Consider the following 13,175-nt stretch of genomic DNA (forward strand, 5'->3'; position numbering starts at 1 on the left):
GCCGGCTAGAGCTGGCCTGTTTCTTTAAATTTGCGGTAGTAATTAAGTTCTGATGCTTTCACATAGAGCTTGCGGCGCCAGTGATTGTCATAAGGATAGGCTAAGGGATTGAAGACTTGGTGGGCTTGATAGAGCCCCTTCACCTGGTCCGCATAAGGCGTTCCAACTAGGCGACGCTTCACCAAACCCCGGGGTAAGACCGTAAAGAGGGCGGGTTTGGCTTCAAAGCTGTTGGGCACTTGCCGTTGGAAGAGATAGTCTTCAATGTAATAGTAGATAGGATTCTGTCCCCCTGCCGTGACATAATAATTGGATAGGCCTAAACGCGGATTTAATTCAAAGAAGACAAAAGTTTCCCGGTCTCGGTCATAGATTAAGTCAAAATTGGCATAGCCCGTAAAATCATAGGCGGTCATCAGGGCTTCCACATGGCGGTAAACATCCTCATGGCCGTTCTCGCTCAAGATGGCCAAGTGGTTACCGGCGGCACTCGCCGACCGGTCTTCCACCATCACGCGCCCAAAGGCTGTCAGTTTAATCTTCTTATCATGGGGCGACCGATAGGCTGTCACAACTGCCTGGTCCGTATCCGCTCCTTCAATGAAGTCCTGGACAATAATAGGGTCTGGATACCCGCCTTGACGCATGAGCTGGATGGCTGTCTGAGCTTCCTCTGGATTGTCACAGAAGTAAATCTTACGCTTGCCCTCAAAGTGAAGGACTTGGTAGCTTGGGGTAATAGCTGGCTTAACGACCAGCTTGCCCTTAGCTTCAGCTGGAAGCTGGTCATCTGTCACTTGCCAGGTATGGGGATAAGGAACACCAACAGCTTCGCACTTAGCATAGAATTTAGCCTTGTCCGTTGCCTCTTCTAAGGTCGCTAAGTCCACATAAGGAACGGTCCAACCCGCTTCTTCAAAGACATCGCGGTGGGTAATCAAGTGCTCCGTGAAGGTGTCCTCAGAAGCTAAGACAATTTTAGCCGCTTCTGGATAATCCCGGTCCACCCGGTCTCTAATTTCAATAAAATGTTCACGCAAGTTATCTGTTAAGTCAGGATAGATATGCTTGTTAACAATCTTCGAATGGGCAACTGGGCCGGCATCCATGGTGACATTTAAGTCCGTTTTTATGCCGTATTGCTCATGGAAGGCCCGAGCAATGCTGTAGGCTCCCTTGTTACCCAGGAACAAAATAGGAACAAATGCTGGTAAATTTGACATCATTAGGCTCCTTTTTAAGCAATATCCGATACTTCAGGGGCTAGGGTCTTGCAAGCACCCTGGTCTTTGATGAAGTAGATGGTATACCATAAGAGGAAGACATAGACCGCATAGATTTGGTGACCGAGGTCAGCCTTCTCTTGGCGGTGGTCCTCGAGCAATTGAAGGATCGCTTCTTGGTCGAAGAATTCAGCAGCCAAATCGCTCTCAAACATCGCCTTAATATTGGAGTAGAAAGGCTCTTCCCGTAACCAGTGACGGATAGGGGTAGGGAAGCCTAATTTCTTCCGTTTGGCCCACTCTTCAGGCAAGACATCTTCAGCTGCCTTACGCAGAGCGACCTTGGTTTGCTTGGCCGTTGTCCGGTATTCATCTGGAATGCCCTTAGCCATCTCCATTACTTCCTTGTCCAAGAAAGGTACGCGAAGTTCAAGAGAATGGGCCATACTCATCTTATCTGCCTTGAGTAAGATATCGCCTGGCATCCAGACATTCAAGTCCAAATACTGCATCTTTTGCAGGTCACTTTGGCCAGCCACTTGGGCATAGTAAGGTGCACAGATATCTGTTGATGTTTGTTTGGACCGGTATTTTTCTTTAAGGATGGCATTGGCTTGGGCATCGGGGAAGACCAGAGCCTGGCCAATAAATTTCTCTTCCACAGGGGTTACTGACCGTTCCGCTAATTGTTTAAGGCGGGAAGGTTTTTGCCCAGAAGGTAAGAGGCGGTTGATAAAGCGACGCATCCCCAGGGGCAGCTTGTTATAATAGTCAGTTTCAATATGAGAGGGTTGGTACCACTCATAGCCACCGAAGAGTTCATCGGCTCCCTCGCCAGATAGGACCACTTTAACATTCTCTGCAGCTAATTGGTTGAGGAAGTAGAGGGGGACAATCGAATAGTTGGCATCCGGTTCATCCAAGTAGTAGACAATATCTTCTAAGTGATCAAAAGCTTCTTGGCCTGAAATATAGCGGCTCTTATTCTCAATCCCCAATTGTTCCGACAATTTTTGGGCGTGGACGGTCTCGTTGAACATGTCTTCATATTCTTTGAAACCTACTGAGAAGGACTGTTGAGGGTCAAGCAAGGCAGTGACTAAGCTTGAGTCAACCCCACCCGATAAAAAGGAGCCAACTTTCACATCAGACATGGCATGGAGTTCCACGGATTCATTCACAGAATCCTTGATCTTCTCAACATAATAGTCAATGTCTTCTTGGGCAGGCTCGCTGGTTTCATCGTGGAAGGCCTTGTCCCAATATTTTACTGTCTTCATTTTGCCATTTTGGTAGAGCATGTAGTGGGCAGGTTCTAACTTGTAGACCCCTTTGAAGAAGGTTTCATCTAAAGGATTATATTGGAAGGTCAAGAAAGGACGGATAGCCTCTTTATTTAGGGCCTTGATGAAATTCGGATGGTCGAGGAAACTCTTGATCTCAGAACCGAAGAGCAAGCTGCCATCTGTCGTATAGTCCGTATAGTAGAGGGGCTTAATCCCGAATCCATCACGCGCTAAGAGAGCACGCTTGTCTTGGGTATCCCAGATGCAGAAGGCGAACATCCCGCGTAACTTAGATACAATATCTTCACCATATTCTTCGAAGCCGCGGATAATCACTTCACTATCGGTTTCTGATATGAAGTCATAGCCCTTGGCCTTGAGGTCCTTGCGCAAGGTCTTGTAGTTATAAATTTCACCATTGAAGACCATCACATAACGGCCATCTTTACTATAGAAAGGTTGGTTGCCACAGTCGCTCAAGTCAATAATGGACAAGCGGCGGAAGCCTAGGGAGATGTCCTCATCCGTATAGACCCCTGCACTATCTGGCCCACGGTGGACAATTCGTTCCATCATGGCATCTAGTATTTCTTTGTCATTTTCAAGTTTACGGTCGGCACCATAGATATATCCGACAAAACCACACATAATTATTACCTCATTTTTTTATTTTTTCGCATTTCTCTATCTTCTGTCTATCTATTATAACCAATGCTCGGGCCTTTAAGTCTAAAAGATTTGTAAAAATTAAGAACAGCCAACTTGGACCAAGGCATCACTCAAGCGAGCGAACTCTTCAATCGTCAGCGTTTCAGCCCGGCGTTTGGGATCAATCCCCGCCTGGTCCAAAGCTTCCTCGACCCGGCTCAGAACTTGGGGATCCTTGCCAAAGAATTGGCGAAGATTATTCCACAAGGTCTTGCGCCGCTGCTTGAAGCTTGCTCTAACTAAACGGAAGAAGAAGTCTTCATCCTGGACAGAGAGCTTGGCTTCGGGACGCCGCTTCAGGTAGAGGATCGCTGAATCGACATTAGGCCGGGGCTTAAAGACGGTCCGCGGTACGGTGAAGGCGATCTCGGCCTCACAGTAGTAGTCGATTGCAATGGTTAAAGAGCCGTAAGCCTTAGAATTCGGTGAAGCAGTCAAACGTTCGGCAACTTCTTTTTGCATCATCAGAACAAAGCCATCGAAGCGCAAACCCGACTCTAAGAGCTTAAAGATAATCGGCGTCGTAATATAGTAAGGCAAGTTGGCGACTACCAACAAGCGTTCATCTGCTGAGAAGTATTGACTGACCGTGGCTTTAATATCCACTTCTAGGATATCAGCATGGCGGATATGGATATTATCATAATCCGCTAGCTCATTAGCCAAAACTGGCAAGAGGCGTTGGTCCAATTCAAAGGCTAGCACTTCCTTAGCTTCCTGGGCCAAGACCTCTGTTAAAGCGCCAATTCCAGGGCCAATCTCAATCACATTCGTCTCCTGGTCGATTTCTCCTGTGGCCACCATATCGGCTAGGACTTGTGGCTCCATCAGGAAGTTTTGTCCCAAGCTCTTCTTGGCTTCAAGCTGGTAGCGCTTGAGAATCTCATTGGTACGTGAAGGGGTTGCGATTAATTTCTTTTTCATAGGTCCTCCTCAGCTTGGTCCGCTTCATAGTGGGCCATGACTTCTGCGACACGTTCAAGGGGAATCTGAAACATCTGCAGGCGTTTGGACAACTGCTTGCCATTACTGTGACCGATATAGAGTTTCTCGGCCAAATAATCCCGGCGCTGCTGGGCATCCTTGCCCCCTAGAAGGCCCAGGTCAAGAAGGGCTGCGCGGTCAATGGCTGCGACTCGGTCGGCTGGATCCACCACCGTATAAACCCGGTCTAAGGCCTGGCGGATGGCCTGGTCTGAAGCATGTTCCACGCCCAGACTTGCCCGCGTAGAGGAAGAACGAGCCTCCTCTCTCGAGATGAAAGCATGCTGGACCCCTGGCACCGCCGAGGCGATGCTTTGACGAATCTTAGTTCCCGAAATATCCGGATCTGTAAAAACAATGACCCCGTTCAAAGCTTGGGCCTGGCGGATCTGGTCAAGGATACGGGCATTCAGGGCCGATCCTCCTGTTTCAATCGTATAAACATCAAAAATTTCTTGGAGGCGACGGCTGTCATCACGCCCCTCCACGACAATAACTTCTTTAATTTTCTTCTTAGCCATGAGCTTAGCCTTTTTTCTGGAAGCTTTGCCCGTTATAGGTCACATTAAAGAAGCGGCAGGCATTGTCGAAAGTCAATTGGGCAAAGGCTTCATAAGACATGTCCCGTTCATCCGCTAGCCGGTTGCAGACATAACGAATGAGATGGCTTCCATTCTTTTGCCCGCGCTTAGGCTCTGGCGTCAGATAGGGTGAATCCGTTTCAATCAAGAGCCGGTCTTCAGGGCATAAGCGAGCCGCTTCGCGAACCTCTTTTGACTTTTTGAAGGTGGACACCCCGCTGAAAGAAAGATACATGCCCAGGTCAAGATAGGCCTTGGCCAAGTCTGGCCCATCGCCAAAATTATGAATAACGCCACCAATTTCCCCAATCTTTTCTTCCTTAAGAATGTGATAAGTAGCCTCTTGAGCATCACGCGAGTGGATGACGACTGGCAGCTGGTATTCTCGTGCCAAGGCTATTTGTTGGCGGAGGACACCTTCTTGAACTTCTCGAGGACTCTTATCCCAATGAAAGTCTAAGCCGATCTCTCCCAGTCCCACAGCCTTAGGATGAGTCAATTGCTGGCGCAAGATGGCTTCCTCTTCCGGTCCAAAATCAATGGCATCCACGGGGTGCCAGCCAAAGACTGCCAATAAGTCGTCATTTTGGGCCAACATCTCATTGGCCTGGTCAATACTTGCCCGGTCCGAGCCAATCAAGGTCATTCCCTTTACGCCTGCTGCTCTGGCCTTGGCCAGGGCCTGGTCACGGTCCTCATCAAATTCACTCGAATTAAGATGGGTGTGCGAATCAAATAGCATCTTTTTTCCTTCTTTCTCTAAAGCTTTCAAAACAAGTCGCTTCCAGCCTCAAGTAATAAATAAAGGTTGGAGACCAAAGTCCAACCTTTATTTCTTTTGCAATCATTACTAGCCCGGAGACTAGCCTTTAAGGATTAGCCAATTAAACTTCCGTTTGCTACATGGTCAGGCGCAAATACTAGGGATAAGTCGCCGTCATGTTCCGCTGAAAGAATCATACCTTGTGAAATTTCACCGCGCATCTTGCGGGGCTTCAAGTTAGCCACAATAATGACCTTCTTGCCCACTAAGGCTTGGGGATCAGGATAGAATTCCCGGATACCCGATAAGATTTGACGGTGGCCTTCATCACCGGCGTCCAAGCGGAATTTCAGCAATTTATCCGCCCCTTCAACAAAGTCACAAGCCACCACTTCAGCTACCTTTAATTCCACCCGGTCAAATTGGTCAAACTTAATGGCCTTATCCTTGGCTGAATTCAAGGTTACGCTTTCAGGGTCCCATGCCTCGTCTTGGTCTGGACTTGAGCTAGTCATTTGCGATTGGATATAGGCCACCTCTTCGTCCTTATCTAAACGTGGGAAGATGGGTTCACCCTTAGCGACAACATGGGCACTTTCTGGATAGCCCCCAATGCTAAGCGCATCGTATTGGTGGTTTTCCCCAGCAATCCCTAACTGGTCAAAGATTTTAACCGGGGTCTGAGTCATCACGGGTTGGATAAGGATAGCAATCATCCGCAGGGTATCCACCAAGTGATACATCACAGATTGGAGCTCATCTGCCTTATCCTCCTCTTTAGCTAGGAGCCATGGCATGGTTTCATCAATATATTTATTGGTCCGGGAGATGATTTCCCAGACATTATCCAAGGCCACACTAAATTTCAGGTGGTCCATATTGTCATGGTAGCTCGCAATCCCTTTCTCGATTGTTTCCTCAAGGGCCGCATCATAAGCGGTGACGTGTCCAGGATAAGCTCCTACTTGGCCATCGAGGTACTTGTTCACCATGGAAATGGTTCGATTTAAGAGGTTGCCCAAGTCATTGGCTAAATCATAGTTAATCCGGTTAACGAAATTAGCCGGGGTAAAGACGCCATCTGAACCAAAATGCACTTCGCGCATGAGATAGTAACGTAGGGCGTCTAGTCCATAACGGTCAACAAGCATATCTGGGTAAACCACATTCCCCTTAGATTTAGACATCTTCCCATCTTGCATGAGCAACCAACCGTGGCCAAAGACTTTCTTAGGCAAAGGCAGGTCCAAGGCCATCAGCATGATAGGCCAGTAAATCGTATGGAAACGGACAATTTCCTTACCTACAATATGGATATCAGCTGGCCAGTATTTTTGGAAGTTGGCGTCATCGTCCGTACCATAGCCTAAAGCTGTAATATAGTTGGCTAAGGCATCGATCCAAACATAAACCACGTGTTTAGGATTGGAAGGCACTTCAATCCCCCAGTCAAAGGAGGTCCGGGTGACAGCTAGGTCTTCTAAACCCGGTTTGATGAAGTTATTAATCATTTCATTCTTCCGTGATTCGGGTTGGATGAAGTCTGGATGGTCTTCATAATACTGGAGCAAACGGTCTGCGTACTTGCTCATCTTGAAGAAGTAGGATTCTTCCTTAACCAACTCCACTTCATGGCCTGAAGGGGCCTTACCGCCGATTACCTTACCGTCATCATCACGGTAGACTTCAGCCAGCTGGGTTTCAGTGAAGTATTCTTCATCAGAAACGGAATACCAACCTTCATATTCCCCTAGGTAGATATCCCCTTGTTCTAGCAATTGCTCGAAGATTTTTTGGATAGCTTTTTCATGATAGTCATCGGTTGTGCGGATAAACTTGTCATTGGAGATATCCAGGCGCTTCCATAAGTCTTGCATGCCTTGGGCCATCCGGTCCACATAAGCTTGGGGGCTAATTCCTTCTTCTTCCGCCTTTTGTTGGATCTTTAAACCGTGTTCGTCAGACCCTGTCAGGAAGAAGACATCAAAGCCCATCAAGCGCTTATAGCGTGCGAGTGTATCTGCGACGATGGTTGAATAGGAATTGCCGATATGTAATTTCCCACTCGGATAATAGATGGGAGTTGTTAAGTAAAATGTTTTCTTTTCTTCAGCCACGAATGAGTGCCTCCTAATTTAATTGTTTTTCCTTAATAGTATAGCATAGATAAGCCCTGACTTTAAAGTCAGGGACCGGATAAATGATCACCCCTGTTCGGCCAAAGCAAGCACAAAAAGGCCAGAACGAATGTCCTAGCCTCTTTGCCGTAAGTCTAATTAAAGATTAATAACGAAGGAAGGTCGAAAATGATCCACATGGCCGTAGCTAACCCACTGGCCAGGCTGAGGCGCGTGAATATAAGCCCCATCTCCTAGGGCAATCGCTACATGGTAAGCACCGCCCTCCCCTTCCCAAAAATAAAGCCCACCAGGCCTTGCTTGGTCGATCGCTTCATGAGGGCCAAGTAATTCCTGAGCATAGGTGGTCCGGCCAATCTGAATGCCATTCTCCAAGTAGACCTGCTGGACCAAACCCGAACAATCAAAACCAGCTGCTGTCGAGCCACCCCAGACATAGGGCACCCCTAAGTAGGCCTCAGCCGAAGCAATAATCGCTGCCCCTAAATCAGAAGCTTCTGGATCTCGGGCCGAGTCATCCTCCCAGTTGACCTGACCCAGTAACCGACAACAGGGCTGGGGACAAGACCAAAGCTCCTGGTCCCTTGATTCTGAAGGGGCTTGGATAGCAAAGACCGTCTCCTCGCGACAAGCAAATAGAGTAAGTGAAACAAAGGCAACAGTAAATATTTTCTTCATCGGTGAAATCCTCAATTCTTAAGTATTCCACCCTGAACCACTTCCACTCTAGCATGCTGGCGTTAAGAAGCTGTAAATAATCCTTTGCATTTATATTAAAAAAGAAGCTAGGACAAAAGTCCCAGCCTCTATATAGAATACGAACTATTCTTTAAAAACGTGCTCCAAAAGTCAGCCCTGACATCCACTTCACGAATTATGGAAGATCCTTTGACAAGGTTCTTCCATAATTCGCGGACAGTTGCTATAGCTGTTCGAAGCGAAGCGAGTTACAGATATAGTATGCGTTAGCAGATTCAGGGCTAACCGACTTTTGTCACACTCTCCTAGTATTTCACTGAAGAGAATCAGTAAAGCTTTTAGCCCGCAAGGGTAATCAGGAAGTATTTCTTCTTCCCACGGCGGACAACGATATAGCGCCCTTCAATCGCATCTGCTTCAGAAATTTCATAATCAAGGTCTTGGATGCGTTCCCCATTAATATAAATCGCGCCATTTTGAATATCTTCACGCGACTGGCGGCGGGAACTTTCGACTTCTGAATCGACTAGCCACACAGCTAAATTGGCTGCTTGCTTAGGCATGGTTTTACCGGGCATCTTGCCGAAACCTTGCTCAATCTGTTGGGCAGTCAATTGTTTGATATCTCCCTTAAACAGGGCATCTGTAATCGCCAAGGCATCCTTTAGGCCTTCCTCCCCATGGACGAAGCGGGTCATTTCTTCTGCTAGGGCCTTCTGGGCTTCACGTTTTTCCGGTTCATTGGCAACTTTTTCGGCATAGTTTGCAATCTCTTCTTGGTCTAAGAAGGTGAAGTACTTGAGATATTTCACCACATCAGCATCTTGTTGGTTGACCCAGAATTGATAGAATTCATAAGGTGATGTCTTCTCAGGGTCTAACCATACTGCCCCGCCAGCGGTCTTACCGAATTTAGTTCCATCGGCCTTGAGCATCAGAGGAATGGTTAAACCGAAAGCTTGGGCTTCTGGCCCTTCAACCTTGCGGATATAATCCAAACCTGAAGTAATATTCCCCCACTGGTCGGCACCCCCAATTTGGAGACGGACATCCTCTTCTTGGTAGAGGTGGAGGAAGTCCATGGATTGGAGAATTTGGTAAGCGAATTCGGTAAAGGAAATCCCGACTTCTAAGCGCGAGGCCACAATGTCCTTAGCCAGCATGGTGTTGACATTGAAGCGTTTGCCGGCTGTCCGTAAGAATTCCAAGAGGCTAATATCCTTGGTCCAATCGTAGTTGTTCACCATACGGAAGTCCGCCTCTGGATCCTTGAGGAAGAGTTTCTTCATCTGTTCACTCAGTTTTCGAGCGTTATCATTCACTTTGTCCAAGGATTGGAGTTGGCGTTCTTCAGACTTGCCTGAAGGGTCGCCAATCGTCCCAGTTGCTCCCCCAATCAAGATGACTGGACGGTGGCCCGCCAATTGGAAGCGTTTCAACATAATGAAAGGAATCAAGTGCCCAATGTGGAGCGAATCGCCCGTTGGATCGACCCCACAGTAGAGACTAATCTTGTGGTTCTCAACATAGTCTCTCAAGCCCTCTGGATCCGTCTGCTGGTTAATGGCTCCCCGCCATTCTAATTCATCAATAATATTCATGATAAACCTCCTTAAAGTTTTAATATGCAGGCAAAATATTTCGATTCCTAGCACACGCTAAACAAGAAAAAAGTCCCTAAGCCTCACTCCTTGTGAAGCCTAGGGACGACCTTGCCGTGTTACCACCCAGTTTGCTAGCGAACTAGCCACTCGACATGCATTAAAGGGCATGAACCTAATATCTTAGACTGAGGAACCGTAATTCACACTTGACGACGGACTAGTTTCCACCAACCACTAGCTCTCTTCTCTCGCATCTGCCAAGGCTACTGCAATTCGATATTTATCTATGTGGGCCTAGTATAAGCGACCCACTAAGAAAAGTCAAACCAAATAAAAATATTTTCCAATCAGCTGCAAAAGTCTTTGTCAAAAATCGAGCCCTGTAGTAAGCTTGAAGAGAAAAGGAGGATTCCATGGACCTATCACATCTTGCACAAAATTATCCAGCCTCAACCATCCGAAAGCTCGCCCGCTATGCCCAACAATTCTCGGATGTTGAATACTTCACCATGGGCGAACCTGACTTCGCCTCGCCCCAAATCGTGAAAGACCGGGCCAAAGAACAAATCGATGCCGACCGCACCTACTATGGCCCCAATATGGGGGAACCCGGTCTCCAAGAAGCCATTGTTAACTACTATAACGCCCACTATCAGAGCAGCTACCAAGCCAAGCAAGCTGTCGTCTCATTCGGAGCAACAGAGGCATGCTTGCTGACGATCATGGCTACTCTCAACCCTGGAGACGAAGCCATCATCTTCACCCCCCACTATCCCAATTATCTGGGCCAAGTCGAAGCCATGCGGGCTAAGGTCGTTCTCGTTCCCCTAAAGGCCAGTCACAACTTCCAACCCCAGCTAACAGACCTGGAAGCAGCCATCACTGACCGCACTAAGCTCATCATCGTAAACACGCCCAACAATCCCCTAGGTAGCGTGATTGAAGCCGATACCGTCAGGGGCATTAGTCAGCTTGCTCATGACCATGACCTTTTCATCCTAGCTGATGAAGTTTACCATAGTCTGACTTACCCCCAGTCTGCCCATGCGAGCTTCGCCCAGCCTGACTTAGCCAACGCTGATCAGACCATCGTCGTCGACAGCTTCTCTAAGTCTTTCGCCATGACGGGTTACCGCTGTGGTTTCGCCCTCTGCCCCAATCCAGAAATGGCCCAGGTCATGGCAGAGTTCAAGGAAGGTATTGGCTTTGCCATCCCCCAATTTATCCAAGATGCCTGCCAGCTCGCCTTAGAAGAAGGCCAAGCAGCAACAGAAGCCATGCGCCAAGCCTACGACCAGCGCCGGCAATTCCTAATCCCACAGCTCAATCAGATTAAGGGTATCCGCTGTGCAGATACCCAGGGAGCCTTCTACGCCTTCGCCGATATTTCTGACTTCCCCTTCAGCTCTTGGGAATTTGTCACCCGGCTAATCGCAGAAGAGAAATTAGCTGTTATTCCGGGTTCTAGCTTCGGCGCTGCTGGGGAGGGTTTCATCCGCATCTCCTTTGCTGCCAGCCAGACGAAGTTAGAGAAATTAGTCACAGGGCTGCAGAACTTTTCCCAAAGGTATATGGGTTAGATTTACTAACATAGTTTTAAAGTATCATCGTCATTTTAGATTAAAATGACGATTTTTTTGTGAGAAATTTAGCCATTCCATTAAAAAAGCTTAGTTTAGCAGCGATGTAAGCCTTATTTTTATTGTTATGTTTAGTGACATGATGCGTGAATATTTTTTTGTTCTTATTTTTAATTTAAGTCATAATAAAAGCATCAAACGACTCGGAATTAGAAAGAGGAACCACAAATGGCTAATCATATGACTGCTGAAGCAATCCGCCAAGAAGTTGTCGCAAAAGATGTTCACTTCCTACGCCTGGCCTTCTCTGATGTCAACGGCATCCTAAAGAATGTTGAGGTCCCTATCAGCCAACTCGATAAAGTCTTAGACAATAAAATGATGTTCGATGGCTCTTCCATTGAAGGCTTCGTCCGCATTGAAGAATCCGATATGTACCTCGTGCCTGACCTGGATACCTGGATGATCTTCCCTTGGACAGCCGATGAAGGCAAGCGCATCGCTATCCTGATTTGTGATATTTTCTTACCTAACGGCGACCCCTTCCCTGGAGACCCACGAGGCAATCTCAAGCGCATGGTTGCCAAAATGAATGCCAAGGGTTTCACCGCCTTCAATCTTGGACCTGAAGCCGAATTCTTCCTCTTCAAGCGGGATGAAAACGGCCAGCCAACCACCCAGGTCAACGACCACGGCGGTTACTTCGACCTGGCCCCAGTCGACCTGGGCGAGAATTGCCGGCGCGATATTGTTTTAACCCTTGAAAAGCTAGGCTTTGAAGTCGAAGCCTCCCACCACGAGTGTGCCATCGGTCAACATGAAATTGACTTCAAGTATGATGACGTAGTGACCGCCTGCGACCGGATTCAAATGTTTAAGCTCATTGTTAAGAGTATCGCCCGCAAGCACAATCTCCACGCCACCTTCATGCCTAAACCAGTAGCTAATATTGCAGGCTCCGGCATGCACTGCAACATGTCCCTCTTTACCGAGGAAGGCAATGCCTTCTATGAAGCCAGTAGCGAGACCGGGCTGTCTACAACCGCCTACCAATTCATGGCAGGGATCCTTAAACACGCCAAAGCTCTCACAGCCATCGGTAATCCCCTGGTTAACTCTTATAAGCGCCTCGTTCCAGGCTATGAAGCCCCTGTCTACATTGCTTGGTCAGCTCAGAACCGCTCGCCTCTTATCCGCATCCCGTCTGCTCGCGGGAACTCGACTCGGATTGAGCTGCGGTCCGTCGATCCGTCAGCTAATCCCTACCTCATCATGGCTGCCCTCATCGGTGCTAGCTTAGAAGGAATCGAAGAAGGACTCCAGCCTGCTGAAGCGACCGACCGTAATATCTACAGCATGACAGAAAGCGAACTGCGCCAAGCTGGTATTGAACAATTACCGAATTCGCTCGACCATGCCCTGGATGAATTCGAACAAGACACCAGCATCCAAGAGGCGCTAGGCCAACACATCACCGAAAACTTCATCTCCAGCAAACGCTTGGAATGCAATGAATATGCCCTCCAAATCTCCCAGTGGGAACTTGACCATTACTTTAGAAATTACTAATAGAAGAAGCCTCTGAGTAAGTCGACTAACTTACTCAGAG

General features: G+C 47.8%; 10 protein-coding genes. 2 read left to right on the forward strand and 8 right to left on the reverse strand.

The window, feature by feature from the left end; all coding sequences use genetic code 11:
* Nucleotides 1-5 precede the first annotated feature (5 nt).
* The 8 genes from F6I03_RS03620 to tyrS form a co-directional block, all read right to left on the reverse strand.
* Entirely contained in the window at nucleotides 6-1,223 is a 1,218-nt protein-coding gene (locus F6I03_RS03620) for an ATP-grasp domain-containing protein (protein ID WP_070431118.1), read from the reverse strand.
* Nucleotides 1,224-1,237: 14 nt separating this feature from the next.
* Nucleotides 1,238-3,157, reverse strand: a complete 1,920-nt coding sequence (asnB, locus tag F6I03_RS03625; protein ID WP_070431117.1) for an asparagine synthase (glutamine-hydrolyzing) — start codon at nucleotides 3,155-3,157, stop codon at nucleotides 1,238-1,240.
* 99 nt (nucleotides 3,158-3,256) lie between these two features.
* Nucleotides 3,257-4,141, reverse strand: a complete 885-nt coding sequence (rsmA, locus tag F6I03_RS03630) for a 16S rRNA (adenine(1518)-N(6)/adenine(1519)-N(6))-dimethyltransferase RsmA (RefSeq protein WP_070431116.1) — start codon at nucleotides 4,139-4,141, stop codon at nucleotides 3,257-3,259.
* Entirely contained in the window at nucleotides 4,138-4,722 is a 585-nt protein-coding gene (gene rnmV, locus F6I03_RS03635) for a ribonuclease M5 (RefSeq protein ID WP_070431115.1), read from the reverse strand. Before rnmV ends, rsmA begins: the two co-directional genes overlap by 4 nt.
* Before the next feature lie 4 nt (nucleotides 4,723-4,726).
* Nucleotides 4,727-5,524, reverse strand: coding sequence for a TatD family hydrolase (locus F6I03_RS03640; RefSeq protein WP_070431114.1), 798 nt, complete (start codon nucleotides 5,522-5,524; stop codon nucleotides 4,727-4,729).
* 134 nt (nucleotides 5,525-5,658) lie between these two features.
* Nucleotides 5,659-7,662, reverse strand: coding sequence for a methionine--tRNA ligase (gene metG, locus F6I03_RS03645; protein ID WP_070431113.1), 2,004 nt, complete (start codon nucleotides 7,660-7,662; stop codon nucleotides 5,659-5,661).
* A 159-nt stretch (nucleotides 7,663-7,821) separates the two neighbouring features.
* Complete coding sequence (locus tag F6I03_RS03650) at nucleotides 7,822-8,361, reverse strand: C40 family peptidase (RefSeq protein WP_070431112.1); 540 nt, start codon at nucleotides 8,359-8,361, stop codon at nucleotides 7,822-7,824.
* A gap of 359 nt (nucleotides 8,362-8,720) precedes the next feature.
* Nucleotides 8,721-9,983 carry a tyrosine--tRNA ligase gene (gene tyrS / locus F6I03_RS03655; protein ID WP_150983066.1) on the reverse strand — a complete coding sequence of 421 codons (1,263 nt, stop codon included), beginning with the start codon at nucleotides 9,981-9,983 and terminating at the stop codon, nucleotides 8,721-8,723.
* A gap of 416 nt (nucleotides 9,984-10,399) precedes the next feature.
* Here tyrS and F6I03_RS03660 point away from each other — a divergent pair, with 416 nt between their 5' ends.
* Entirely contained in the window at nucleotides 10,400-11,566 is a 1,167-nt protein-coding gene (locus tag F6I03_RS03660) for a pyridoxal phosphate-dependent aminotransferase (RefSeq protein WP_070431110.1), read from the forward strand.
* A 228-nt stretch (nucleotides 11,567-11,794) separates the two neighbouring features.
* Entirely contained in the window at nucleotides 11,795-13,135 is a 1,341-nt protein-coding gene (gene glnA, locus F6I03_RS03665) for a type I glutamate--ammonia ligase (RefSeq protein ID WP_070431109.1), read from the forward strand.
* Nucleotides 13,136-13,175 lie beyond the last annotated feature (40 nt).

The organism is Aerococcus sanguinicola (assembly GCF_008726925.1).
Taxonomy (GTDB): Bacteria; Bacillota; Bacilli; order Lactobacillales; family Aerococcaceae; genus Aerococcus.

Bases quoted from the DNA above. Each gene is read 5' to 3' on its own strand.
- rnmV (WP_070431115.1), bottom strand. From the start codon at position 4,722: ATGGCTAAGAAGAAAATTAAAGAAGTTATTGTCGTGGAGGGGCGTGAT.
- F6I03_RS03660 (WP_070431110.1), top strand. From the start codon at position 10,400: ATGGACCTATCACATCTTGCACAAAATTATCCAGCCTCAACCATCCGA.
- F6I03_RS03650 (WP_070431112.1), bottom strand. From the start codon at position 8,361: ATGAAGAAAATATTTACTGTTGCCTTTGTTTCACTTACTCTATTTGCT.
- tyrS (WP_150983066.1), bottom strand. From the start codon at position 9,983: ATGAATATTATTGATGAATTAGAATGGCGGGGAGCCATTAACCAGCAG.
- F6I03_RS03640 (WP_070431114.1), bottom strand. From the start codon at position 5,524: ATGCTATTTGATTCGCACACCCATCTTAATTCGAGTGAATTTGATGAG.
- asnB (WP_070431117.1), bottom strand. From the start codon at position 3,157: ATGTGTGGTTTTGTCGGATATATCTATGGTGCCGACCGTAAACTTGAA.
- F6I03_RS03620 (WP_070431118.1), bottom strand. From the start codon at position 1,223: ATGTCAAATTTACCAGCATTTGTTCCTATTTTGTTCCTGGGTAACAAG.
- rsmA (WP_070431116.1), bottom strand. From the start codon at position 4,141: ATGAAAAAGAAATTAATCGCAACCCCTTCACGTACCAATGAGATTCTC.
- glnA (WP_070431109.1), top strand. From the start codon at position 11,795: ATGGCTAATCATATGACTGCTGAAGCAATCCGCCAAGAAGTTGTCGCA.